We start from the raw sequence: 26,104 nt of genomic DNA, 5'->3' as shown, positions 1-26,104 counted from the left end.
GAACTGCGGATAAACGCCTTTATTAATATGTAAATCTTTCTTCTCAGATATTATCGAAGTTTAAATTAATTTTCCTGGATAAAGCTACACCAACGCAGGGTAAAATCAAACCAGATTGTGTTTCTTTTTCTGTTAAATATTCATTCTCTACCATGTACACCTCTCCTTCTTCCAAATGACATCTGCATGATCCACATAATCCGGACTTACATGAATAAGGGATATTGAATCCTGCTTCTAGCAGAGAACTTAATACCCTGGTTTCATTAGAAGGAATATGATGTTCATATTCTTTACCAAAAAGAGTGAATTTCACCTCAATATCTTTTACCAAAGGTAATTCCTCTTCTATTTCATATATATCTTCATTAAACTCATCAAAAAGTTCAAAATGAATATTTTGTTTTCTTATACCATGCTGGTAGCAAGCATTAGCAATAGATTTAATCATTTCGCCAGGACCACAGATAAGAACTTCATCGGTAGCATCCCATATAGTAGATTCTTCATCTTCCTCATCCTGATCAAGAATCTGGTTGATAATAAGGCTTACCTTTTTTGCATCCAATCTTCCTTGAAACATAAGGTTTTTAGCTTTCTCTCTGGAGAAAAAGAAGAATGAATGAAATCTGTCTGCATATTGTGCTTGCAAGTCGGACAGTTCGTCTATAAATGCAATATTTTCTTTATCTCTGTTTCCGTAAAACAGGAATAATCTTGTATTGACTTCATTATGAAGAATATTCTTCATATGACTAAGAATAGGTGTAATTCCTATTCCTGAAGCAAAACAAAGAATAGTTCTTTTCTCATTTGGTCTGGATCTGATTGTAAAACGTCCTTGTGGTTCCGAAATTTCTACAATATCTCCAGGTTCCAGGCCCCGATAAAGGTGATATGCAAAGCTCTCTTCACTACTATATTTAATTCCAAAGCTTAACTCTTTTTCATAAGGTGCCGAGGTATAAGAATAATCATTTTGCCTGTTTCCTAGTTTTATAGCAGAATATTGTCCGGATTCATATTGAAATTTCTCCTTTAAATGTTCCGGGATTTCGAAGGTCAGGGAAAAGCTTGTTTTTGTCAATCGCTTTTTTTTGACTATTTTTAGCCAATGAAATTGAACTGTGTTTCTTATGGTAACGTTTTCTAACATTAACACAAAAATATATAAAAAAAGATGAAAAAGCTATTCTTTGGGATTACAATACTGTCAGCAATTGTTGCTTGTAAAAAAACAGATTCCCCTGTAACAGGAAATAAGAACAACGACAGAACTGAAATGGTTCCGAATCCGGAAGGAGAAGTTAAAGATTTCGAAAAAGCATTGCAGATCCTTGGAGAGGATAAGGTAGCTGAGCTTTTAAAGACTAAAGATAATGATACACTGTATGTTACTAATTTCTTTGCAACATGGTGTGGACCTTGTATGATCGAAATTCCGTATTTTAAAACTGAAATGGAAAAACTAAAAGGTGAAAAAGTTAAATTCACTTTTGTAAGTGTAGATCAGCCGGAAGATTGGAATACTAAGGTTAAAGAATTTGGAAATATTCAGGGACTAAGTAGTAATATAGTATTATTTGATATGATGAAGGCTGCTCCTGAATTTGCCAAAAGCAATACAAATACTTGGGATGGTGGTGCTATACCATTTACCAGAATGTCTAAAGGAAATAAAGTATTCGAGAAAGTTGGTACTCTTTCCGAAGAAGAAATGCAGAGTAAACTTAACGAGTTTAAATAACCGACTGAATGTCTGTGAAATTTAGAAATATGAGTATAGGGCTTCTCGCCCTATTCTTTATCTTAGCCTTTATCAATCTGAATATAGGTTTTACCCATCTGAATTTCACTGATTTTTTTTCTTCTGATGAAAGCACCTCATTAATAGCTCAGTTACGCATTAACAGAGTTGTTATAATATTTCTGGCAGGAATATCCATTCCTACAAGTGGCTTTCTTATGCAGGAGTATTTTCAGAATCCATTGGCGGGGCCTGAAGTTTTAGGAATAACCTCTGTGGCTTCTCTGGCCGTTGCTAGCTATATTTTTCTTACCAAAGATTTTACATTACCCGAATTTTTGCAAAGTGGTCTTATCAGTATGGCTGCATTTGCCGGCAGTCTTTTGTTGATGTTGATATTATTGGCATATTCCAAAGCCTTTACAGATAAGACCTATCTTATTATTTTTGGTTTTCTTATATCTGCTTTAGCCAGTGCTATTGTAAGTCTTATGCAGGTATATGCACAAAGTGAATCTTTAAAGAGCTATGTTTTATGGTCATTTGGTGCCAATAATCAGGTAACACTTTCCCAGATCGCTATTGTAGGTGCTTTGGTCGTAATCGGAATGTTTTTGTGTTTCAGATCGATAAAACCATTAATGGGAAATGCATTGGGCGAGAGTTATGCCAAGTCTTTTGGGGTAAATCTGGAAAGACTAAAATACCTTGTTATTATTTGTTCTTCTCTGTTATCAGCGAGTATTACTGCATTTTTAGGACCTGTTTTATTCATCGGGATTGTAGTTCCTCATTTTTGCAGAATGTTATGGAATCCTGCCCAGCTATGGCAGCAATGGATTCTCAATATATTATTTGGAGCCTGTTTGTTAGAGCTGTTTTCCATTATTTCGGAACTGGCTCATTGGCCTATTAATATTATATCTTCTTTGTTTGGAGTTCCTGTCATTCTGACTATGCTTGTTAAAATGAACCGCCGTGCAGTCTGAAATTATTTTAAAATTAGAGCATCTTGATATTGGCTACCAGAAAGTTTTGGTAAAAGATATCTGTGCGGAGCTAAAGCTGGGAGAAGTTTGTCTATTGATGGGAAACAATGGACAGGGCAAAACAACTCTTATTAAAAGTATCCTTGGTGAAAACAAATTGCTAAACGGCGATATCCTACTGGCTGAAAATTCAATAAACATATTGTCTGCACTCCAAATTGCTAAAAAGATTTCAGTAGTATTTTCTAAAGCAACTATTCCAAACGGATTTACAGTGAAAGACCTGGTAAGTTTAGGAAAGTACATACATTACCCATATTATTTTTCTCTTAATAAAAAGGACGAAGAAGAAGTTGTCGATATTATTAATAAGATTGGATTGCAGGAATATACAGATATGCCTCTTCAGCAGCTATCGGACGGAAATCTTCAAAAAGCTTTTATTGGCCGCGCATTAGTACAAAATACCTCAGTTATTATTCTTGATGAGCCTACAACGCACTTAGATGAGAAGAATAAAACTATTGTACTTACAACACTTCGTATGCTGGCAAAAGAATATCATAAAACAATTCTGTTCTCCTCTCACGATTGGAGACTGGCAAAAGAATTTTCAGATAAGATCTGGTATATTAAAGAAGGAGGACTATATTCTGGTGTTGCGGAGGATATACTGTCCACCCATCCGGAGCTGACAGCTCCTGCCCTTTTTCATTTCAATGAAGCATTTATAACTCCTCATATTGAAGCACCTCAGTTACAGAAAGAAATGCTCTTCTCTGTGCTTCAAAAAAACTTCAAAAAAGACCTTTCTCAGTTCAATTTTATCTTTCAGAATGGTATTTGGGATATTTCTTCAGATACATTTCAAAAAAAAGCTGAAAGTTTTGAAGAAATTATTCAATTAATCAGAAACCTTTAATAATCTGATAGTTCGAAAGCTCTAAATTAATATTATGCATGCATAGTATTATGCTTTTCATAGTTTTTAAAGTGTTGGTTTCGAATATTTTAACAAAAATTAACTTACCTATGATGTTATGCATGCATAATAATTATTAAATTTGAGAAGACCAGAATTTAATATTGATATGGATAATAACAAAGGAAGAGTTGATAACATTGATCTTATTCTGAAGCAGACCTGGCTGGCCGTTTCCAAAATGTATTCGGAGCGTGCTCAGGAATATGATTCAACAGCTGTTCAGGCTTTAACACTTTTAAAGATCGATCCTAAAGAAGGAACAAGGAGCACTAACCTTGGACCAAAGATGGCCATCGAGCCAACATCACTTACAAGAATCATAAAGCTTCTTGAAGACAACGGTTATATCTACAAAGAAAAAACAACTACAGATAAGCGGGAGGTTATAATAAAGCTTACTGATAAAGGACTTAATTCCAGAAACCTTTCCAAAGAAGTTGTGGTTAATTTCAACAAAAGAGTAATCGAAACCATTAATCCTGAAAAATTGGAAACTTTCAAGGAAGTAATGCGTGATATTTTGAATATAGCAAACGATTTAAATAATAAGAAATAAAATTCCAAATCTTTATGAAAAGAAGAATAAAACATGTTACCGTTCTTGGTTCTGGGATTATGGGATCCGGTATTGCTGCACATTTCGCCAACATTGGTGTAGAAGTGTTGCTTCTGGATATTGTACCTAACCAGCTTACTGATGCGGAAACAGCTAAAGGTCTTACATTAGAAGACAAAGCGGTTCGTAACAGAATTGCTTCCGAAAGTTTACAAAAACTTCCTAAAGCAAGTCCTGCACTACTCTATTCTCCAAAGTTTGTAAGCAGAATTACTGCAGGAAATTTTGATGATGATTTAGAGAAAATAAAAAATACTGACTGGATTATAGAGGTTGTTGTAGAGCGCCTTGACATCAAGAAGTCTGTATACGAAAAGATTGAAAAATACAGAAAACCAGGAAGCTTAGTATCTTCTAATACTTCTGGTATTCCTATTCATTTCCTTATTGAAGGAAGAAGCGATGATTTTAAAAAATACTTCGCAGGAACACACTTCTTTAACCCGGTAAGATATTTACCACTTTTAGAGATTATTCCTACTCCGGAAACCGATCCTGAGATTGTGAATTTCTATATGGAATATGGTGCTAAATTCTTGGGTAAAACTACAGTTTTAGCAAAAGATACTCCAGCATTTATTGCTAACAGAATTGGTACTTTTGGTATTATGAATTTGTTCCATTCTGTGAAAAAGCTTGGCTTAACAGTTGGTGAAATTGATAAATTAACAGGGCCGGTTATCGGGCGTCCAAAATCTGCAACATTCCGTACTGCGGATGTAGTAGGTCTGGATACATTAGTACACGTAGCTAATGGAATCTATGGTAGCGGTGCAGAATCAGATACTTTCAAAGATCAATTTGTTCTACCTGATTTTGTACAATACATGATTGACAACAAGCTATTGGGATCTAAAACTGATGCTGGTTTCTTTAAAAAAGTAAAAAATGCTGATGGTAAGTCAGAAATCTTAGGACTAAATCTTGAGACTCTGCAATACGAACCACAAGGAAAAGCGAGCTTCCCTACTCTGGAATTAACAAAAACTATTGACCGTCCTATCGATCGTTTCAAAGTACTAATTGGCGGAAAAGATAAGGCTGGAGAATTCTACAGACAAATGCTGGGAGCTCTATTTGCTTATGCTTCTAATAAGGTTCCTGAAATTTCTGATGAAATCTATAAAATTGATGATGCTCTACGCGCAGGATTTGGATGGGAAAATGGTCCTTTCGAAATCTGGGATGCAGTAGGCGTTCAGAAAGGTATAGAGCTGGCTAAAGAAGCTGGATATGAAGTATCTGACTGGGTGAAAAATATGGCTGAAGGTACAAGCTTCTATAAAATCAATGAAGAAGGACAAAAGACTTTCTTCAATGAGAAAGCCAACCAATATGCTAATATTCCTGGACAAGATGCCTTCATTATCTTAGATAATATCAGAAAGAACAAGACTCTTTGGAGTAATTCCGGTTCTGCAATCGAGGACCTGGGAGATGGTATTATCAACTTCGAGATTCGTTCTAAAATGAACTCTCTTGGAGGTGAAGTATTAGACGGATTAAACAGAGCAATTGATTTAGCTGAAAAAGATTACAATGGATTAGTAATCGGTAATCAGGCTGCTAACTTCTCGGTTGGAGCTAACCTTGCTATGATCCTTATGATGGCTGTAGACCAGGATTGGGATGATCTGAATATGGCTATTAACTATTTCCAACAATCTATGATGAGAGTACGTTACTCCTCTATTCCTGTTGTTGTGGCACCTCATGGTATGACTTTGGGTGGTGGTTGCGAAATGACCATGCATGCAGACAGAGTTGTGGCAGCAGCAGAAACTTATATCGGACTTGTTGAGTTTGGTGTTGGTGTAATCCCTGGAGGTGGCGGTTCTAAAGAATTTACTGTAAGAACAATGAAAGAAGTAATTGCGGACGATGTTAAAACAAACAGATTACGTGATGCCTTTATGAATATTGCCATGGCTAAAGTTGCGACTTCTGCATACGAAGCTTATGATATGGGTATTTTACAGAAACATAAAGATATCGTTGTTGTAAATAAAAACCGTCAGATTGCTGAAGCTAAACAAGTTGCTTTACAATTAGCTGAACAAGGATACACACAACCTATCAAAGAGAAAGTAAAAGTACTGGGACAGGATGCTTTGGGTATGTTCTATGTAGGAACTGACCAGATGTTGGCTGGAAGATATATTTCTGAGCACGATAAAAAAATAGCTGATAAGCTAGGTTTTGTAATGGCAGGAGGTAATCTTTCCGAAGCTACAGATGTATCTGAACAATACTTACTGAACCTTGAAAGAGAAGCTTTCTTATCGCTTTGTGGTGAAAGAAAAACTCTGGAAAGAATCCAGTATATGTTACAAAACGGAAAACCTCTTCGTAATTAGAAGTTAGAAATTAATTTGTACACAATACCAAAAAATATGAAACAAGCATATATAGTTGCAGGATACAGATCAGCGGTTGGTAAAGCTCCGAAAGGTTCACTTCGCTTTACAAGACCAGATGTAATGGCTGCGACAGTTATTGAAAAATTAGTGGGTGATTTCCCACAACTAGATAAAGACAGAATAGATGACCTTATCGTTGGTAATGCAATGCCAGAAGCAGAGCAAGGACTTAACGTAGCACGTCTTATTTCCCTTATGGGACTTAATACCGATAAAGTACCAGGTGTTACTGTAAACAGATATTGTGCATCAGGATCAGAAGCTATTGCACTAGCATCTGCAAAAATCCAGACTGGTATGGCAGATTGTATTATTGCAGGAGGTACTGAATCTATGAGCTATATTCCTATGGGGGGATATAAGCCGGTTCCGGAGTCTCATATGGCAAAAGACCATCCTGATTACTATTGGGGAATGGGTTATACTGCCGAAGCTGTTGCAAAAGAATACAATGTTTCCAGAGAAGAGCAAGATCAGTTTGCATTCGAATCTCACCAGAAAGCTTTAAAAGCAATTGCTGAAGGCAGATTTGCAAACCAAATAGCTTCTATTCCTGTAGAGTATACTTTCCTGGATGAAAACCAAAAAACTCAGACTAAAAAATTTGATTTCTCTGTGGATGAGGGGCCAAGAAAAGATACCTCACTCGAAGGTCTCGCAAAACTAAGACCTGTTTTTGCTAATGGAGGATCTGTTACTGCAGGTAACTCCTCACAGATGTCAGATGGTGCCGCTTTTGTTTTGGTAGTATCAGAAGAATTCCTGAAAGAATTCAACCTTACTCCAATCGCGAGATTAGCATCTTATGCAGCTGCAGGTGTGCCACCTAGAATTATGGGAATAGGACCTATTTATGCTATTCCTAAAGCTTTAAAACAGGCTGGACTTTCTCTTAATGATATCGATTTAATTGAGCTTAATGAAGCTTTTGCTTCTCAATCTGTTGCTATTAAGAAAGAATTAGGGTTGAATCCTGATATTCTTAATGTAAACGGAGGTGCTATTGCACTAGGACATCCACTAGGTTGTACAGGAACAAAACTGACGGTACAGCTTTTGGATGAAATGAGAAAAAGAGGTAATAAATATGGTCTAGTTTCTATGTGTGTAGGTACAGGACAAGGAGCTGCCTCAGTTTTTGAATTATTGTAAAATTTTAGATTTTAAATTCTAAATTTTAGTTGAAATGAGTTTCAAAGAAGATAATTTGATTCAGAATAAGACATTTGAATTTGCATTAGAGATTATTAAGTTTTATCAAGTTTGTAAATCTCAAAATGAATTTATTCTGGCAAAACAAATCCTTCGCTGTGGAACTTCAATTGGTGCTAATGTAGAAGAAGCAATAGCGGCTCAGAGCAAAAAAGATTTTATTGCCAAACTTTCTATTGCAAATAAAGAAGCTAGAGAAACAAGATATTGGTTAAGGCTTTATGAGTCTTCAGATCTGGTTCAGTTTAACTTAGATTTTTACTTAAAGGAAATTGAAAGCATAATTAATATTTTAACTAAGATTATTAAAACGTCATCTGAAAATTTATAAACAAAATCTCACTTAAAATATAAAATCTATAATTTAAAATTAATAATACAAATGGCAAATACTAAAGGAGGAGAATTCCTAATAAAAGATATTGAAGCAAAAGACATTTTCAGTATCGAAGAATTAAATGAGGATCAAAAGATGATGCGTGATTCCGCTAAGGAATTTATCGATCGTGAAGTAGTTCCGAACAGAGAACGTTTCGAGAAAAAAGATTATGCATATACTGAAGAAGTAATGCGTAAGATTGGTGAGATGGGCTTTTTAGGAATTGCTGTTCCTGAAGCTTATGGAGGTATCGGAATGGGCTTTGTAACAACTGTAATGGCTTGTGACTACCTTTCAGGAGCTACAGGTTCGTTGGCTACAGCTTATGGTGCACACACGGGTATTGGTACATTGCCGGTAGTTCTTTACGGAACTGAAGCGCAAAAACAAAAATACCTTCCGGATTTGGCAACTGGTAATCACTTTGGTGCTTACTGCCTTACCGAACCAGATGCTGGTTCAGATGCTAATTCAGGGAAAACTAAAGCAAAACTTTCTGAAGATGGCAAGCATTACATCATCAACGGACAGAAAATGTGGATCTCTAATGCAGGATTTGCTGAAACTTTCACACTATTTGCAAAAATAGACGATGACAAAAATATTACAGGTTTCGTTATTAACAAATCTGAATTAGAAAATCCAGATAGCTTAACTTTTGGTGAAGAAGAGCATAAATTAGGTATTCGCGCCTCTTCTACTCGTCAGGTATTCTTCAATGATATGAAAGTTCCTGTAGAGAATCTTTTAGGAGAAAGAAATAACGGATTCAAAATTGCCTTAAATGCATTGAACGTTGGACGTATTAAGCTTGCTGCTGCATGTCTGGATGCTCAAAGACGTATAATGAATCATTCTGTAAACTATGCTAACGAAAGAAAACAGTTCGGTGTTTCGATCTCTACTTTTGGAGCAATCAGAAAGAAAATTGCTGAAATGGCTACTGGTACTTTCGTGAGTGAAGCTGGTACTTACCGTGCAGCTAAAGATATCGAAGATAAAGTTGAAGAATTAGTAGCAGGCGGATTGGATCATCAACAAGCAGAATTAAAAGGTGTAGAAGAATTTGCTGTAGAATGCTCAATCCTTAAAACTTATGTATCCGATCTTGCTCAACATACTGCAGATGAAGGTATTCAGGTTTATGGTGGTATGGGCTTCTCTGAAGATACACCAATGGAAGCAGCATGGAGAGATTCCAGAATTTCCAGAATCTATGAAGGAACTAACGAAATCAACCGTCTTCTTTCTGTAGGAATGCTTATTAAGCGTGCAATGAAAGGTGAACTAGATTTGCTTTCTCCAGCAATGGCTGTAGGAAAAGAGTTAATGGGCATTCCTTCATTCGAAACGCCAGACTATTCAGCTTATATGTCTGAAGAAAAAGCAATTATCCATAACCTTAAAAAGGTATTCTTAATGGTTTCAGGATCTGCGCTTCAGAAATATATGACTGAGATCGAGAAGCAACAACATTTATTACTAAATGCTTCTGAAATCCTGAACCAGATTTATATGGCAGAATCAGCAATCTTAAGAGCTGAAAAACATTTTGCTGAAGGTAGCGTAGAAGCTGCAATGGCGAGACTAAACCTATATAAAGCTGTAGAAAAGATCAACGTTGCTGCTAAAGAAGGTATTATTTCTTTCGCAGAAGGTGATGAACAGCGTATGATGCTTTCAGGTCTGAGAAGATTTACAAAGTATACAAACCAGCCAAATGTAGTGAAGTTAACTGAAGAAGTTGCAGCACACTTCGTTAATAAAGGATCATACTAGGATTTAATAATCATAAATAGTTTTTTTAGCGCCTCACATTAGTGAGGCGTTTTTTGTCTGTTAAAATATATATTAATGTGTCCCTATCGAGATGAGTTATTTCCAATATTAATTTAACAATACATCTTTTCAAAACCTATATTTTGATTTATAAAATCCTGATCAAATAACTATCTTTGGATACAAATTCTAGTTTTTATGATTTCAAAAATCCGGACTGTTGCAGCTTTGAGTATAGCCATTACCTTGCAGACATTTTCTGCTCAGGAAAAACAACCTCAATCCCCGCAAGAATGGGAAATTTTTAGAAAATATTATTTGATTTATTCCTTACGGAATAATACACCTTTACTTCAGGAACTACATAAAGATCCTGTTGTACAAACAATGCTAAATGATAGAAATAAGAGGTTTGAAGCTGGGAAAGACTGCCCTACTACGGATTGTCTTATTGATGCTTTAAAATGGAAAGAATCCGAAATTACTATTCTGAATAATAAATTTCAGGATCTTTTTGTCAAAAACAAAAGCTTTCAGAATTTTATAGAAAATACGCTATACCCATCCCAAAAATATTCAAAGCCTGAATCTATAAACCCTAAAGAATATCTCCAAAAGGCTTTACTACAAGACTTAACAGCAATGAATAATGTTATTGATATTTACGGTGCCGGTAAGAAACCTAATTACCCTGATATAGATTCTATTTCTTTTAATGTAAAAGATAAAAACTATATTGAACTATTAAGAAATGTGCGGTTTGATGTAGCTGCTGATACGGAAAAGAATGCTTTCGATCAGACATTATTATCTGCTATCCGTTTGCTGGAAGTGAATGAACGTTGGGATGCCTCTCAGTTAGAGCCCTTGACTAAGACCGAAAATAAGGAAGCTTACGACAAAGTAAAGAAAACTGATTTTTCTAAATACCCTTATGCATCTCTACTTATTTTGGGAGCAGGCCCGCAAGTCTATGGACAGAAAATAAGTCCGATGGGAATGCTGAGATCCAGACAGGCATTAAGGGCATATCAGAAAGGATTAGCACCATTTATTATAGTTTCAGGAGGACGTGTTCATCCTTTTAAAACCCAATATACAGAAGCTGTGGAAATGAAACGCTATATGGTCGATGTTCTGGGAATTCCTGCATCTGCAATTATTATCGACCCTTTTGCCAGACATACAACAACCAATGTAAGGAATGCTGGACGTATGATCATGGATTATGGTTTTCCAAAAGATAAATGGTCTTTAGTATCCAGTAGTAAAACCCACATTGATTACGTTGAAAAAACAATGGACAAACGCAGCATAAAAGAGCTGGGTACTGTTCCTTATATTATTGGCAAACGCATTAATGATCTGCTGTTGGAATATAAGCCTACTGCGGACGCGTTTATAATTAATCCGGCAGAACCTCTGGATCCGTAATGATGGAAAAGGTTAATCTTAGTTAAAGTGCAGATATCCAGTGTTGTTTTTTATAATTTTGATCAAAACAAAAATTATGAAAAGGGTACTTATTACAACTGCCATCTTATTAACAGGTTTAGTTTTTTCACAAACAAAGAAGAATGATTCTCTTCTATCAAAAAATAAAACATCTTCCACAAAAGAATCGAAAGGTTTTTATAAGAATGTAGATTCTGCATCTGCCAGTAAATATAAAATTCTGAACTCAAAACCTAAAGAAAAGAATAAATATTATATTCTGAAAAAAGATGATAAGCCTGCTTACAAGGTAATACCTACACCACAAAAGAGATTATTGCCTCAGCCTGAAAAAAAAGAAAATAAATAAAAATTCATTTTCAAAAAAAAGGCCGATTTATTAAATTTGCCCTCTACTTTCTAAATAATTTATGACAAAAGAGGAACAGTTGCATCGTGCCATTAAAATTGCTGTAAAAGCGCATAAAGGGCAAAAAGATAAGTATGATGCTCCATATATAGATCATGTTTTAAGAGTTTCTAATCTTGGTAAAACATTAGATGAAAAAATTGTTGGAGCTCTACATGATGTAGTAGAAGATTCGGAGATTACATTGGCGGATTTGGCATACGAAGGTTTTCCTCCTCATATTGTGGAGGCTGTGAGATGTATTACCAAAGCATATGATGAAGAAGATTATGATATTTTGATTCAGCGTATAGAAACAAGTCCCCTTGCAATAGCAGTAAAGATTAATGATCTAACAGATAATATGGATCTAAAAAGAATGCCGAGACTACTTACAGAGAGGGACCTGAAAAGATTCAATAAATACATTAAATATTACCGCTATTTAACTGATAAGTATTGATCACTATTAAAAAATAAAATTTTCAAACAAATAATGAAGAGGTCATTAACAGGCCTCTCTTGTTGTTTATAAATCTGGGATGATTAAAATGTTGTACGTTTTTCTTTTATAGTACTCTCCTATTATTAGATAATTAACACAATTTTTAATAAGACATACTTTTTGGTATTTAAATATTTTTTATATTTGCATAACTGGTTATATAATTAGTTATTTTTAATACATTGATAATGAAAATATTTGAAAAAACGGGAAAAATGGCATTAGGTAGCAGATTACGTCTGTTAACAGCAAGAATGGCAGATGATGCTGATAAAATCTATGAAATTTATAAAAATGACTTTTCAGCAAAGTGGCTGCCTGCATTTTATACACTGGTTGAAGAAGGTCCTTTGACTATTACAGAAATTGCAGAATATATAGGACACTCCCAGCCTTCCGCAACAAAAACAATAAAGGAAATGATAAAAGCGGGATTGTGCGAAAACTTGAAAACCGAAGACAAGCGCAGAAACTTAGTTGGACTTACAAGCAAGGGCAAAGCTATATCTACACAGCTTCAGGATCAGTATGCAGATATAGATGGTGCAGTAGAAAATATGATTAATGAAGCCAATTACAATCTTTGGGAAGCTGTAAAAGAATGGGAATACCTGTTGGAAAAAAGAACTTTGTTACAAAGAGTACTGGATCAAAAGAAAGCCAGGGAAGCTAAAGATGTACAAGTTGTCCCCTATGAAAAGAAATATAAAACGGTTTTTAAGGCTTTGAATGAAGAATGGATTTCCAATTATTTTGTGATGGAAGAAGCAGATTATAAAGCTTTGGATAATCCTGAAGAATATATTCTGGATAAAGGCGGACAAATATTTGTTGCATTATACAAAGGTGAGCCTGTTGGTGTTTGTGCACTTATCAAAATGCTTGATGATGAATATGATTACGAGATGGCAAAAATGGCTGTGTCACCTAAAGCCCAGGGAAAACACATTGGTTTATTATTGGGCAAAGCTATTATAAATGCAGCAATAGATGCTGGGGCAAAAAGCCTATACCTTGAAAGTAATACAATTCTGAAACCAGCAATTACTCTATATGAAAAGTTAGGTTTTAAAAGAATTGTCGGACGTCCAAGTCCTTATGAACGTGCAAATATTCAGATGGCACTTGATCTGGTAAATAATGGTTAAAATGTAATACCCTACCCTTTTGTAGTTTAATTTAACTAAATAAAAAGCTGACTCAAAATTTTTTTGAGTCAGCTTTTTTATAAGTCATAATTCTATTCTTTCCTCTTATTCTTTTGTGATTTAAAATATTAGTGAATCTGAAATCTGTATATAATATCCCTATAATCGGCTATTTTTGAGCTTGTTACTTTCTGTTTTTTGAAATTATTATTATCTTAACAGCAAAGTTAAATGTATGATGCAGTCTTTACCACAGATTTCGGACACCTACAAAAAGGAAGTCCGGAAATCAGTATTTTCTATTATTCTATTTTTTACGGTTTACTTTATTCTGATTTTAGTATCTCTTGCAATCTTACTGGGTGTTATTTCTCTTGCAATTTCGTTTCTGAAGAATTTTAAAATTGGCTTTTGGACTATTCTTATTGCTGGGGCAATGATTGGTATGGGCGGGATTGTTTTTGTATTCCTGATCAAGTTTTTATTCTCTGTCTCCAAAGATAACTATGAAAAGATTAGAGTTACAAAGGAAAAAGAGCCTGCTTTATTCCAACTGATAGAAGAAACTTACCAGCAAGTTGGCGCACCAGCACCTAAGCATGTCTTTCTTACCACAGATGTGAATGCTTTTGTAAGTTACGATTCCAGTTTCTGGAGTATGTTTTTGCCTGTAAAGAAGAATCTTACAATAGGTCTGGGTCTTATAAATTCAACAACGGTAAGTGAACTTAAGTCTATTCTTGCACATGAATTCGGTCATTTCTCTCAAAGAAGTATGAAGGTTGGAAGTTATACCAATCAGGCACAGAAAATGTTATACGATATGCTTTATAACAACGAGAAGTTTTTCAAAAATATAAGCGGGTTTGCTGGAGTCCACGCTATTTTCTACTTATTTGTTATGATAGCTGTTTACTTTATCCGTGGTATACAATGGTTACTGGCCAGACTATTTGATTTATTGTTCTCCAAACATTTATCACTTAGCCGCCAAATGGAATTCAATGCAGATGCCATTGCTGCCCATGTTGTTGGATCCAGAGTTTCGGCTGAATCATTGCTCAGACTTAGCTTATCGGAAATGGCATTCTCAAAACCTCTCAACTTTTTTTATGCTCATAATAAGACTTATTACACCGATAATTTGTATGCGGATCAAACATTATTGATGAACTTTTATGCTGAGGAATACAGTCACAGAGTTGTGAATCAGCTCCCGTTGGTTACATTAGAAGAATCCGAAAAATACAACCTGTCTAAACTGGAAATAGAAGATAAATGGTCGTCGCATCCCTCTATAAAAGATCGTGTACAGGCTATAGAAAAAGAGAACATTCCTTCAGTAAATATCAACAATAATCTTGCTAAAACATTGCTCAATAACTTTGATAGTTATGCTGAAGCTCTTACGAATAAGCTTTACAGTATTAACGGAATGGATAAAAAAGCTAAAAAAATAAATGCTGAAGGCTTTCTGGAATTATTCCGCAAAGAACATCAGAATTACAGTTTTCCTAAAATATTCAACGGTTATTACACCAACCATAATCCAATAGATGTTAATATCAATGATACTGTTGAAAATATTACTTCGGTTGAAGAATTATATAGTGATAAAAATGTAGCGTTAGTGTATGAGAAAATAGCTTTAGAGAAGGATACTAATACTCTGAAATCTATAGTTGATAAAAGTATTAAAGTTAAACTCTTTGATTACGATGGAAAAAAATATGAAAGAAGGGAGGCCAAAAACTTTATTCCGCGTCTAGAAAACAGACTAAAAGAAATTGATGACGCTATTAAAGAAAATGATCAAGCCATATATCAGTATTTTTACAATAAAGCTATCAGAAAAAATAAGCAGGAAGAATATCTTCTTTCTTATAAAAACCTCCTGATTGCAGAACAAGAGTTTGGGCAATATGTAAAAAGTATCAACGAGTTCCTTCCATTTATACATTTCATGTCTCAGACATTGGAAGTAGATATTATTAAAGTACATTGTTCAAAATTATTGGAAGTTCAGAAAACCTTTAAAGAAGAAATACGCAAACTAAAAGATGAATCCGTATTTAGTAAGCATTTGGAAGATAAAGATTTGGAAGCATTAACTAAATTTAATGATAATAACCAGACTTATTTTGAGTTTAATACTTATCAATCGGATCATATTACCCAACTGAATACAGCAATAGATGCTTATTACAACAGTATATACGACGGTTATTTCAAAATCAAAAAAATATTACTGGATTTACAGGGAGAAATTGAAGCTTAGCTTTCGTTATCATCTCCAATCAAAAACACCTCACAGATTTTAAAGTCTGTGAGGTGTTTTATTTATAAAGAGATATATAAGGAGAATAGTTATTCCTCAGTATCTCCAAACCTGTATTCATTTTCTAAGTAATCAGCGGTAGAATTTTCTATCGTATACTCGCCTATTTTAGTTCTGCGGAGTTGCGTTAAATATGCACCAACACCAAGCTTCTGTCCTATATCATGAGCAAGGGATCGAATATAAGTACCTTTTGAACATCCTACATAAAACGAAATATGTGGCAGATTAATTTCTATTCGGTCAATATAATGAATCGTTGTTTTTCTGACCTTTATATCCACTTCCTGACCTGCACGGGCAAGATCATAGGCTCTTTTGCCATCAACTTTCAAAGCTGAAAAAATAGGTGGTTTTTGATCGATTTCGCCAAGGAACTTTTTTAAGGCATCCTGAATATTTGCTTCTGTGATTCCTGAGATATCCTGAGGCAGAATTTCCGGTTTCTCAGTGTCATAAGATTCCGTTTGTACACCAATCTTTATTTCAGCCCAGTATTCTTTGGGGGCATCCTGAATTTGCGGAATTTGTTTTGTTGCTTTCCCGGTGCAAACGACCAATAGTCCGGTCGCTCTTGGATCCAAAGTTCCGGCATGTCCTACCTTTACCTTTTTCAGCTTAAACTCACGCTTTAGCTTCCATTTTATTTTATTTACAGCATTAAAGGACGTCCAGTCCAATGGTTTGTCTACTAATAATATTTGTCCTGCCTGTATGTCTTCTGCTGTAAATTTCATTTGTCGGAATAATATAAAAAATAAAAGGAAAATTGACATTTTCCTTTTAATATGATGTTTGCAAAAATAGTAATTATTTTACGGAGTAAAAATAGATTAATAAAGCTATACCGATTACAATACGGTAAATACCCCAGAATCTGAATCCATATTTATTCAATAATGCTATAAAAGATTTGATAGCAATAAGTGCTGTAACAAAAGCGATAACATTTCCGATAAGGAAAAGGATAAGATTATCATGTGAGCTAAGCAGCATTTCGTATCCTTTAGTTGCCTGTGCAGTTCCTTCTCCCCATGTTTTTACAAAAATAGAGTAAACTGTTACAGCAAGCATTGTAGGTACAGCTAAGAAAAACGAAAACTCAGCGGCTGCTTTTCTGGAAAGCCCCTGTGTCATCCCTCCGATAATAGAAGCAGCACTACGGCTGGTTCCCGGCATCATTGCCAGACACTGCCAGAAGCCAATAGTTAAAGCTTTTTTTATAGTCACTTCTTTCTCATCCAATACTGTAGGATTTTTGAACCAGTTATCTACAAAAAGCAATACTACCCCGCCCAATACCAACACAGTTGATATAGCGATTTGATTGCCTAAAACAGCTTCAATTTTATCATCGAATAATTTGCCAAGGATTAAAGCCGGAATAACGGCAATGGCCAATTTGATATAGAAATTAAGATTTTTGAAATCAAAAAATTTTTTCCAGTAAGCTACAACAACTGCTAAAATAGCACCGAACTGAATTGAAACCTGAAACATTTTAAGGAATTCAGTTTCCTCCATTCCCATAAGGTTTGCAGCAAACCCCATATGTGCTGTGGATGAAATCGGTAAAAATTCGGTAAGTCCTTCTACAATAGCTAAAATAATCGCCTGAATAATATCCATTAGTCTTTTTTACGAATTAAGATGGCATAAATTTCAATAACAAAACCAGCAATAACAAGGAATGGTGCAATTCTGATTCTGCGAATTGAATTGATCCCCTCGTTCCAATAGTTAGGGTCATATTTACCATCAGGTGTTGTATTAGCATCCGGTCCCATCATCAAAAAGAAACCTACAATAATACAAGCCAACCCGATAAGCATAAATTTGAAATTTTTCTTACCAAAGTAAAAAGTGTTCTCCTGTGTTGAGTCAGTTGATACGATATTTTGATTTTTTTTGCTCATTATTAAGAATAATATAAAGTGTCGATTCTACTTCTTAGGAATCTCCAGGTTGCAAAAATAGTGCTTAAAACAGTAATTAATACTCCCACTCCCAAAACTAAGATGATAAGATAAACGAATTTGGTCTGATCAGTAATAAATACAGATCCAATCTCAGTAGTGAAATAATACCATCCTGCGAAAAGAACAGTTAAACCAATTACAGCTCCTATAAGCCCGAGAATAATAGCTTCCTTAATAAAAGGCATTAGGATAAAGCGGCGCTGTGCACCTACCAGCTGCATGGTTTTAATGGTAAATCTCTTAGAAAATATTTTCAGACGGATAGAGTTATTAATAAGTACAATTGCAACAACTAGGAAGATAATAGAGAATGCAAGAATCCATGTTAAGATCCTGTTCAGATTATTGTAAACATCAATTGTAAGACTGCTGTCATTTTTTACTTCTTTAATGCCTTGTACCTGAGATAGCTGCTTGACAACACCGTTAATCTTAGCAGGATCTACAAATTCAGGCTTTAAAGCAACTTCTATAGAGGCAGGGAAAATGTTCTCTTCAAAAAGAGCATCACTGTCGATTCCTAAACTTTTCTTAGCTTCTTTTGCAGCCTGATCCTGAGTAATAAATGTAGCTTTCTTTACAAATGGCAACTTCTGAACAGCTTCAAAAGTTTCCTGATTTAATTTTGCAATTTTAGTACTGTCTTTAACATCCAGATGCTCATCGAAATAAGCATTTACTACCAATTGCTCTTTAATATAGTCAGAGTATTTCTGGGCATTAATTAAGATTAAACCAAAAAGACCAATTAAAAATAAAACCAGCGCAATACTAATTACAACAGTTATGTTGCTGGATCTGAGTCTTTTCTTATTAAAATCGTCTACACTTTTTGCCATTCAAGATTAATTTTCTGCTAAAATAGAAAAAAACTTCCGAAATTTGCACCTGACAGAGGAAAAATGAATGTTAATTAAATCCTAAAACTCAATTGAAAGTAACCGCTAAAAAACACCTTGGACAGCATTTCTTAACCGATGAAAACATCGCATCCAAAATTGCAAATGGTTTATCCGGAGACGGATACGATGCAGTTCTGGAAGTTGGCCCAGGTATGGGAGTACTGACCAAATATTTACTAGATAAAGAACAGGAAACTTTTGTTGCCGAAATTGATCAGGAATCGGTCGCCTATCTGAAGCTCCATTATCCAAAACTTGAAAATCATATCCTGAATGACTTTCTGAAACTTGATATACCACAGAATTTTGAAGGTCAGGTAGCTGTAATCGGAAATTTCCCGTACAATATCTCATCACAGATTCTGTTCAAGATTATTGACAACTACGAGCGTATTCCGGAAATGACCGGAATGTTTCAGAAAGAAGTTGCAGAACGTACTGCTGCTGTACCCAGAACAAAGGATTACGGAATATTATCAGTAATGGTTCAGGCATACTATGATGTGAAATATCTTTTCACAGTTCATGAAAATGTCTTTAACCCTCCACCAAAGGTGAAATCCGGAGTTATAAGTCTTATCAGAAATCCTAAAGAAGGACTGGAAGGAAACGAAGTATTGTTTAAGCAGATCGTAAAAGCAGGATTCAATCAGCGCCGAAAAACACTTCGTAATTCCTGGAAAGTCTTGGGAATTCCTGAAGCTTTAGCAGATCATGAATTCATGAGTAAACGTGCTGAAGAGCTTAGCGTACAGGATTTTATCTATATTACAAAGCTTTGGAAAGAGAATAAGTAATTTTGAAGCAGGTATTTTATCTGTATTTATCATTTAATAAAATAGAACTCTGGTAAAATTTTAAATTTACCAGAGTTTTTTATTACAGGCATAGGTTAATAATTGAAATAAAACTTTTATCTTTAATCTTTGTTAATTCTTTAATGGATGTAATGATAAATAAGGAGAAACGTAGTAATCCAGCTTTTTGGATAACAAGTTTATATTTCGCTATGGGGTTGCCCTTTGTTGCTATTTCAGTAGCATCATCTATAATGTACAAGAGTATGGGGATCCCTGATAAAAGCATAGCTTTCTGGACTTCTCTTATTATGCTTCCCTGGACTATAAAACCACTCTGGAGCCCTGTACTGGAAATGTTTAAAACCAAAAAGTATTTTGTAGTCTTTACAGAAATATTTACAGCTGTTTGTTTTGGTTTGGTCTGCATTTCTTTATCACTACCCCATTATTTTGCTTATTCTATAGCTATATTTTCATTAATGGCTTTTAGCGGTGCTACACACGATATCGCAGGTGATGGACTTTATATGGATACACTGGATTCAGCAAAACAATCACGCTATATTGGCTGGCAGGGAGCAGCCTATAATGTGGCAAAGGTTTTTACCAGCGGACTTATTATTTATTTAGCCGGAATCCTGGAAAAAACAATGGGTGTAACTCCGGGATGGACCGTTATTATGCTTATCTATGGCGGAATTATGCTGCTTATTGGTCTGTTCAATATAAGACAGCTACCTTCCGGAAAGGTTCGCGAGTTTACAGATGTTACGCTGAAAGATCGTTTTAAGGAGCTCTTATTTATCTTTAAAAACTTCTTTACAAAGAAGCATATATTCTACTATATCTGTTTTATTATTTTGTACCGCTTTGCAGAAGGCTTTGCTGTGAAAATTGTACCGCTTTTTCTAAAAGCAAATCGTAGTGAAGGCGGACTAGGACTTTCTACAGAAGAAATAGGTCTTGTATATGGGACTGCAGGAGCTATAGCATTTATTGCCGGATCTCTTATTTCCGGTTTGTATGTGTCTAAAAGAGGACTAAAAAAGTCTTTATTTACCTTATGTTGTGTATTCAATTTTCCCTATATTGTTTATGTATTCCTAGCCTGCTGGCAGCCTGAAAATGTTTACCTGATTACATTGGGTATTGTAGTTGAATATTTTGGTTATGGATTCGGATTTGTAGGAATTATGCTATTTATGATGCAGCAAATTGCCCCGGAAAAATATAAAATGGCCAATTATGCTTTTGGCACAGGAATTATGAATCTTGGAGTAATGCTGCCAGGAATGCTGAGTGGCTATATCAGTGACATGGTTGGATACAAACATTTCTTTATTTTTGTACTGATTGCTACAATACCGGCACTGCTGATTACTTATTTCGTGCCTTTTACTTATGATGAAACTTCTAAAAATATAACAAATTAAAATATAGATAATTATATGTCGACAAAAATAGAAATTCCGTGGCAGGAAAGACCTGAAAACTGTACAGATGTAATGTGGAGATATAGTAATAATCCCATTATAGGACGCTATCATATTCCCAGCTCAAACAGTATTTTCAACAGTGCAGTTGTACCTTTTGAAGATGGTTTTGCCGGAGTATTTAGATGTGATAATAAAGCTGTGCAGATGAATATATTTGCAGGCTTTAGCAAGGATGGTATTAATTGGGATATTAATCACGACCCAATTGTAATGCAGGCTGGCAATACGCAAATGATAGAGTCTGACTACAAATATGATCCAAGAGTTACTTTTATTGAAGACCGCTATTGGATTACCTGGTGTAATGGCTATCATGGACCAACAATTGGAATTGCATATACTTTTGACTTTAAAGAATTTTTCCAGTGTGAAAATGCCTTTCTTCCATTCAACAGAAATGGTGTACTTTTTCCGGAAAAAATTAACGGCAGATATGCTATGCTCAGCAGACCTAGTGATAATGGGCATACGCCATTCGGAGATATTTATATAAGTTTCAGCCCGGATATGAAGTACTGGGGAGAACACCGTAGTGTAATGAAAGTAGCTCCTTTTCAGGATAGTGCATGGCAGTGTACAAAAATTGGGGCTGGTACAGTACCTTTCCTTACCAAAGAAGGATGGTTAATGTTTTATCACGGTGTAATTAATACCTGTAATGGTTTCCGTTATTCCATGGGAGCGGCTATTTTAGACAAGGACAATCCGGATAAAGTTCTGTATCGCAGTAAAGATTACCTCCTAGCTCCTGCTGCTGGTTATGAACTGGCAGGCGACGTCCCGAATGTAGTTTTTCCATGTGCTGCATTACAGGATGGCGAAAAAGTATGTGTTTATTATGGTGCAGCAGATACTGTAGTATCTGTAGCTTTTGGATATATTGATGAGATTATTGAATCTCTTAAGAAAAATAGCTTATAGTATTTGTAAGATATAAGTTTATAATACTATTAATAAAAAAGAGAGGCTTCTAGCCTCTCTTTCATTTTTCGAAAGGTTGTTTCTTTATTTTTTCACGACGGTAATCAGCTCACCTTCTTTTTTTAGCATGGTATCCCAAACTTGCTTGAAAGCAACATAATACTCTTTAGGATAATTGCTGCTTACTACAATCGTTGAAGTTTTTATATTAATCTTATTTTTATCCTGAGAAACCTCATAGGTATAAGAGATTTCTTTATCTTCTGTAACTATTCTTTTAGATTTTGGAAGGTTTTCTACAACATAGCCATCTGGAATAGTAAGAGAAACATTTTTTATCTTTTCGTAACCTGTTAAAAGCTCAATAGGCATTGTTCTTTCTCCTTTCTGATCAAACGGATTCTTTTCAGTATTTAAGAATAATAAAGGGTTGATGATAAACTTATTCCCTACTGCATCCACCATGTTATCGGCTGTGAAATTGAATGTTGTTTCTAAATCATTATTGGGTAAAAGTTCTGTTTTAATATCGGTAAACGGAAACTTGTAACGATCTTTATAATATGATTTTTGGTAATCCTCTTTGTCATCTTCATAGCGTTCATTATTGACCATAGAATACAAAGAGGTGTCTTTGTCAGAAAAATTACCTTTAATTGTACCATCAGGATTAAGTGTGGCATTTACCGTTAAAAATGTTTTACTACTGTTTTCATTTTCCAGATTTACTTCTTTTACCTCTTTATCTTTCATAATAAATCCTCTGTAATTATATATTTTAGGAGGCAATATATTGATAAGAGATTGTTTATTAGAAGCATCCAAAATGTAAAGTTTTCCATCGATTTCGGAACATGCAATAACATAATTAAGGCTGTTGATAGAAGGATTATAGCTGATAAAACCATTGTTGATTGTAGACAATACTAATGGATTAGTTGGGATGCCTGCTTCGCGAAGCATCTTTACAAGAGTCAGATTAATATCTCCTACATTTCCGATTTTTGTTTTAATAAGATTATTGCTACCATTGTCTGATGTAAAGTCATGTGTGCGGTCCCACTTAAAGCTTTTTTGAGCAAGAGTAAGTATTTTTTTTGCTTTCTCCATTTGGTCTTTTTCAGCCAGGATGTCAGCCGGAATAAAGCCAGAAGGAAGCTTCTTTTTCAGTTCCCTGCCGAAGTCATCACGCTCATATAGTTGCTTTCGTATATCTTCCCAGCTCATTGCATAGTTTTTGACCTCCCCACTTCTATATGCTACAGAGTTTAGCTCAGCAGAAACTTTGGTTTTGTAGTTTTCACTATTCAGTACATATTCTTCTTCCTCAAATGGTTTAAGATTTTCAAATCCGAAACGATAAGTTCTGCCTTCTACCCCAAATAAAAATTCCTCAGCAATATGCCTATTTTTTGGAGCTAAGCTACCCGTATAATTGATATTATAACCAAAGTACTTTGGCATATCGAATACATATTCTGTATAGACTACAGGAATATCCTTTTCAATCGTTGTTGTTGGAACATACCAGAAAAATGGTGATATTCTTTTGTATTTAAATTCCAATACAGAACCATCTTTCACATTAGGAAATGTAAACTTGGAAACCTCGTAGTTTTTACTCTCTTTAGATTTAAACTTATCTTCTTTTTCTACTTTGTCGACCTCTACTTTTCCGTTGACAAAATTATAAGTTGTTCCTTTTAAAGCAGTAAGAATTTCTGCGTCGGAAGATTTTGTAGATTTATATAGATTCAGTTCTACTGTAAGATAATCTTTTGCTTTATTTTTATCATAGATTTTTACCTGGCTGTAGACTTCCTGATTCAGCATATTGCTACTCGGGTCTATGAAGTAATGCACTGAGCGATACAAAATTTCAGCACCGGCACTTGGATCGATGGCCGATTTTTCTTTTTTCATATCATTCTCAGATACTTTAGGATAGTTCAGAAACTTATCTTTTTGAGCATAACTCATTGTGAAAATTCCTGAACAAGCAAGTAAAATTAGTTTATTCATTAATATTAGTTTTTAATAATTAGCATTTTAGAGTTGTCGGCACTGACAATTTTTTTACGAAATGCGAGATAATCTGCAAACTGTTCTTTTGGATAACTTCCTCTGTTAATTGTAATTTGTCGTTTAATGATAATCTGGTTTTTATCATTAGTAATTGCCTTCAAGGAATAGTTGCCATAAGCAGAGCTTATGGATTGTGGTTGTGGAATTTCCGATATTTTATATCCAGTAGGAATATTATATATAATTTCATAATCATCGGTATAGGCAAAAGCATTTTCAAAGGGTAATTTTCGCTCTTCAGTATTATTGATGGATGTTAATTCATTGAACGGAATTGCCCGGAAAAGTAAATCCTGACCAATTTTTTTTGAATAATTTTTTACCTGATAATCAAAATCGAATGACATAACGGCATCATTACGGTTGTTCTTGAAATTGTTAATACTTGCTGTTTCATAATTCAACTCACTAAATCTGCTCTTTAAAGCATCAGAAGCTTCTTTATTACTCTGACCGTCTAATGACAAGTACATATCATATTGCCACCCTGTAAGACTAAAATTAGATTTACCACTAACGCCCCCTTCATTGTTTATTGTTATTTCAGCTTTCATGATGCTCCTGTTTTTTCCGGCATCATATACAGGCGTTTTTATAATTTTTATTCCACTCTCATCTACCGCTAAAACATTTCTTGCAGTAGTTGAATAGCTTAAATGGTTAAAAGCCATTTTCTGTGAAGTATTTTCCAACCAGATATTGTCTTTTTCTGTAGGTATCATTAGAATAGCATGATTGCCTCCCATTTTTGGAAAATCTTCATCAAAATTTATAACACTGTCATCGCTGTTTATAATTGCATAATAAGATTTTATTCCGGCGGCATCCAGAAGCGTTTTCATATAATTAGATAATGCCTTACAGTCGCCATAGCTTTTTTTACGGACATCATCTGCCGGCATAGGCTGCCAACCACCAATTCCAATAGCAACAGCTATATAACGGGTCTTATTCTGCATATACTGATAGAGACTTCTTACTTTTTCTTCAGTACTCCCCTGAAGATTGAGTGCTGCAATTTCTTTTTTCAATTCATCTGTAAGAACAGACGATGGTTGGAGAAGATTGGTGTAGTACCATTTTCCAAAGCTGTTCCAGTCTTTAAAATCTCCTTTTTTACCTTCGAGACTAAACTGATCGAGTGAAAATTGTACTTTGGGAAGCATCTGATCTATATCCGGAGACTTTACTTCATTTTCGACAGCCGGAACATTTGTAAAGGTATAGCTAATGATGTCATTAGTTTTTTGTTCCGAAGGGGTTGCTATAAAGCTAGGATTAACCTTGGTTCTTAAATTAATGCCAGAGATGTTTTTGATATTAATACTGGCTTTCTCTAAAGATGTTTTATAGGTATGAAATGGTATGAAGCTCGGAAAAAAAATTGTATTACTGGTATTCACAGTATATTCTGCAACTACAGTATACGGAAACGTAGAAGCTTCAGGGGTTAGAAATAACACCCTGTCATCAGTATATAAAACAAAATTTTGACCGTGGCTATAATCTTTAAAATCAGACTTTGAATAAGTTTTAATCTGTTTGCCATTTTCATCCAGTATGCTGACCTTTATTTGGCTGGGTCTGGATAATTTGTCATAAGGAATACTTATATAAGCAAGTTCTGCTCCGCTTTGGTTAAGAACAGTTGTGGCTTTTGAATATTTTATTTCCATCTGATCGATGGATTTTATTGTAATATCTTGCTGATTCTTTCTTATAACAGCATTTGCTTTCTTTTTCAATTCGTCTTTTATATTGCCTACGGCATACTCTTGTCCATATAAGGCAGAAATACAGAGAATTGTGAAAGGTAGAAAATAATTTTTCGGCATAAAAAAATTTTGGTAAAAATAAACAAATAAGAGACTGGAATAATTAAAATTTATCAATATTATGTGAGATAAATTCACTCCGGATGTAATGTATTTATTTACAGAACTATTTTATAAAATTTCTC

Annotated in this window: 23 protein-coding genes; 16 read left to right on the top strand and 7 right to left on the bottom strand. The window is 34.7% G+C overall.

Features of this window, described 5'->3' with window-relative positions:
• Positions 1-43 precede the first annotated feature (43 nt).
• Positions 44-1,087 carry a 2Fe-2S iron-sulfur cluster-binding protein gene (locus C8J95_RS05540; protein WP_158267953.1) on the bottom strand — a complete coding sequence of 348 codons (1,044 nt, stop codon included), beginning with the start codon at positions 1,085-1,087 and terminating at the stop codon, positions 44-46.
• A gap of 93 nt (positions 1,088-1,180) precedes the next feature.
• Between C8J95_RS05540 and C8J95_RS05535 the strand changes: the two genes are divergently transcribed.
• The 13 genes from C8J95_RS05535 to C8J95_RS05475 all read left to right on the top strand — a co-directional run bounded on the left by C8J95_RS05535 (position 1,181) and on the right by C8J95_RS05475 (position 15,901).
• A complete protein-coding gene (locus C8J95_RS05535) occupies positions 1,181-1,747 on the top strand; it encodes a thioredoxin domain-containing protein (RefSeq protein ID WP_107809357.1) in 567 nt (188 codons plus the stop codon).
• A gap of 8 nt (positions 1,748-1,755) precedes the next feature.
• On the top strand, positions 1,756-2,736 hold the full coding sequence (locus tag C8J95_RS05530; RefSeq protein ID WP_107809356.1) for an iron ABC transporter permease: 981 nt from the start codon (positions 1,756-1,758) through the stop codon (positions 2,734-2,736).
• Complete coding sequence (locus C8J95_RS05525) at positions 2,726-3,658, top strand: ABC transporter ATP-binding protein (protein WP_107809355.1); 933 nt, start codon at positions 2,726-2,728, stop codon at positions 3,656-3,658. The genes C8J95_RS05530 and C8J95_RS05525 overlap by 11 nt, the downstream gene beginning before the upstream one ends.
• A 169-nt stretch (positions 3,659-3,827) precedes the next feature.
• The gene (locus C8J95_RS05520) at positions 3,828-4,277 is read left to right on the top strand and encodes a MarR family winged helix-turn-helix transcriptional regulator (protein WP_009093306.1); all 450 of its coding nucleotides are present in this window, start codon (positions 3,828-3,830) and stop codon (positions 4,275-4,277) included.
• 14 nt (positions 4,278-4,291) lie between these two features.
• Positions 4,292-6,694 (top strand): 3-hydroxyacyl-CoA dehydrogenase/enoyl-CoA hydratase family protein, encoded by a 2,403-nt coding sequence (locus C8J95_RS05515; protein ID WP_107809354.1) that lies wholly within the window; start codon positions 4,292-4,294, stop codon positions 6,692-6,694.
• Between the two features lie 36 nt (positions 6,695-6,730).
• Positions 6,731-7,909 carry an acetyl-CoA C-acyltransferase gene (locus C8J95_RS05510; RefSeq protein ID WP_107809353.1) on the top strand — a complete coding sequence of 393 codons (1,179 nt, stop codon included), beginning with the start codon at positions 6,731-6,733 and terminating at the stop codon, positions 7,907-7,909.
• 34 nt (positions 7,910-7,943) lie between these two features.
• Complete coding sequence (locus C8J95_RS05505) at positions 7,944-8,300, top strand: four helix bundle protein (protein WP_107809352.1); 357 nt, start codon at positions 7,944-7,946, stop codon at positions 8,298-8,300.
• Between the two features lie 51 nt (positions 8,301-8,351).
• Positions 8,352-10,127, top strand: a complete 1,776-nt coding sequence (locus C8J95_RS05500; RefSeq protein WP_107809351.1) for an acyl-CoA dehydrogenase family protein — start codon at positions 8,352-8,354, stop codon at positions 10,125-10,127.
• A gap of 198 nt (positions 10,128-10,325) precedes the next feature.
• Entirely contained in the window at positions 10,326-11,561 is a 1,236-nt protein-coding gene (locus C8J95_RS05495) for a YdcF family protein (RefSeq protein WP_107809350.1), read from the top strand.
• A gap of 76 nt (positions 11,562-11,637) precedes the next feature.
• Positions 11,638-11,931 carry a hypothetical protein gene (locus C8J95_RS05490; protein WP_107809349.1) on the top strand — a complete coding sequence of 98 codons (294 nt, stop codon included), beginning with the start codon at positions 11,638-11,640 and terminating at the stop codon, positions 11,929-11,931.
• 61 nt (positions 11,932-11,992) lie between these two features.
• On the top strand, positions 11,993-12,433 hold the full coding sequence (locus C8J95_RS05485) for an HD domain-containing protein (RefSeq protein WP_107809348.1): 441 nt from the start codon (positions 11,993-11,995) through the stop codon (positions 12,431-12,433).
• A gap of 230 nt (positions 12,434-12,663) precedes the next feature.
• The gene (locus C8J95_RS05480) at positions 12,664-13,623 is read left to right on the top strand and encodes a bifunctional helix-turn-helix transcriptional regulator/GNAT family N-acetyltransferase (protein ID WP_107809347.1); all 960 of its coding nucleotides are present in this window, start codon (positions 12,664-12,666) and stop codon (positions 13,621-13,623) included.
• Positions 13,624-13,858: 235 nt separating this feature from the next.
• A complete protein-coding gene (locus C8J95_RS05475) occupies positions 13,859-15,901 on the top strand; it encodes a M48 family metallopeptidase (protein WP_107809346.1) in 2,043 nt (680 codons plus the stop codon).
• An 89-nt stretch (positions 15,902-15,990) separates the two neighbouring features.
• Here C8J95_RS05475 and truB read toward each other — a convergent pair whose 3' ends face one another.
• The 4 genes from truB to C8J95_RS05455 form a co-directional block, all read right to left on the bottom strand.
• Positions 15,991-16,698, bottom strand: coding sequence for a tRNA pseudouridine(55) synthase TruB (gene truB, locus C8J95_RS05470; RefSeq protein ID WP_107809440.1), 708 nt, complete (start codon positions 16,696-16,698; stop codon positions 15,991-15,993).
• A gap of 73 nt (positions 16,699-16,771) precedes the next feature.
• The gene (locus tag C8J95_RS05465; RefSeq protein WP_107809345.1) at positions 16,772-17,590 is read right to left on the bottom strand and encodes an undecaprenyl-diphosphate phosphatase; all 819 of its coding nucleotides are present in this window, start codon (positions 17,588-17,590) and stop codon (positions 16,772-16,774) included.
• Positions 17,590-17,877 carry a DUF3098 domain-containing protein gene (locus tag C8J95_RS05460; RefSeq protein WP_059154016.1) on the bottom strand — a complete coding sequence of 96 codons (288 nt, stop codon included), beginning with the start codon at positions 17,875-17,877 and terminating at the stop codon, positions 17,590-17,592. The genes C8J95_RS05465 and C8J95_RS05460 overlap by 1 nt, the downstream gene beginning before the upstream one ends.
• Positions 17,878-17,879: 2 nt before the next feature.
• Positions 17,880-18,779 carry an ABC transporter permease gene (locus tag C8J95_RS05455; RefSeq protein ID WP_078401926.1) on the bottom strand — a complete coding sequence of 300 codons (900 nt, stop codon included), beginning with the start codon at positions 18,777-18,779 and terminating at the stop codon, positions 17,880-17,882.
• 92 nt (positions 18,780-18,871) lie between these two features.
• On the opposite strand from C8J95_RS05455, the gene rsmA reads away from it, so the two are divergent.
• The 3 genes from rsmA (at position 18,872) to C8J95_RS05440 (ending at position 22,059) form a co-directional block, all read left to right on the top strand.
• Positions 18,872-19,639, top strand: coding sequence for a 16S rRNA (adenine(1518)-N(6)/adenine(1519)-N(6))-dimethyltransferase RsmA (rsmA, locus tag C8J95_RS05450; protein WP_107809344.1), 768 nt, complete (start codon positions 18,872-18,874; stop codon positions 19,637-19,639).
• A 143-nt stretch (positions 19,640-19,782) separates the two neighbouring features.
• On the top strand, positions 19,783-21,075 hold the full coding sequence (locus C8J95_RS05445) for an MFS transporter (RefSeq protein WP_107809343.1): 1,293 nt from the start codon (positions 19,783-19,785) through the stop codon (positions 21,073-21,075).
• A gap of 15 nt (positions 21,076-21,090) precedes the next feature.
• Positions 21,091-22,059, top strand: coding sequence for a glycoside hydrolase family 130 protein (locus C8J95_RS05440; RefSeq protein WP_107809342.1), 969 nt, complete (start codon positions 21,091-21,093; stop codon positions 22,057-22,059).
• A gap of 84 nt (positions 22,060-22,143) precedes the next feature.
• Here C8J95_RS05440 and C8J95_RS05435 read toward each other — a convergent pair whose 3' ends face one another.
• Together C8J95_RS05435 and C8J95_RS05430 are read right to left on the bottom strand one after the other, a co-directional pair.
• On the bottom strand, positions 22,144-24,081 hold the full coding sequence (locus tag C8J95_RS05435) for a transglutaminase-like domain-containing protein (RefSeq protein WP_107809341.1): 1,938 nt from the start codon (positions 24,079-24,081) through the stop codon (positions 22,144-22,146).
• A gap of 5 nt (positions 24,082-24,086) precedes the next feature.
• A complete protein-coding gene (locus tag C8J95_RS05430; RefSeq protein ID WP_107809340.1) occupies positions 24,087-25,979 on the bottom strand; it encodes a DUF3857 domain-containing protein in 1,893 nt (630 codons plus the stop codon).
• Positions 25,980-26,104 lie beyond the last annotated feature (125 nt).

It is taken from the genome of Elizabethkingia sp. YR214, from assembly GCF_003058195.1.
In the GTDB taxonomy this organism is placed as follows: domain Bacteria; phylum Bacteroidota; class Bacteroidia; order Flavobacteriales; family Weeksellaceae; genus Elizabethkingia.
This window is presented reverse-complemented; position numbering and strand designations above follow the sequence as displayed.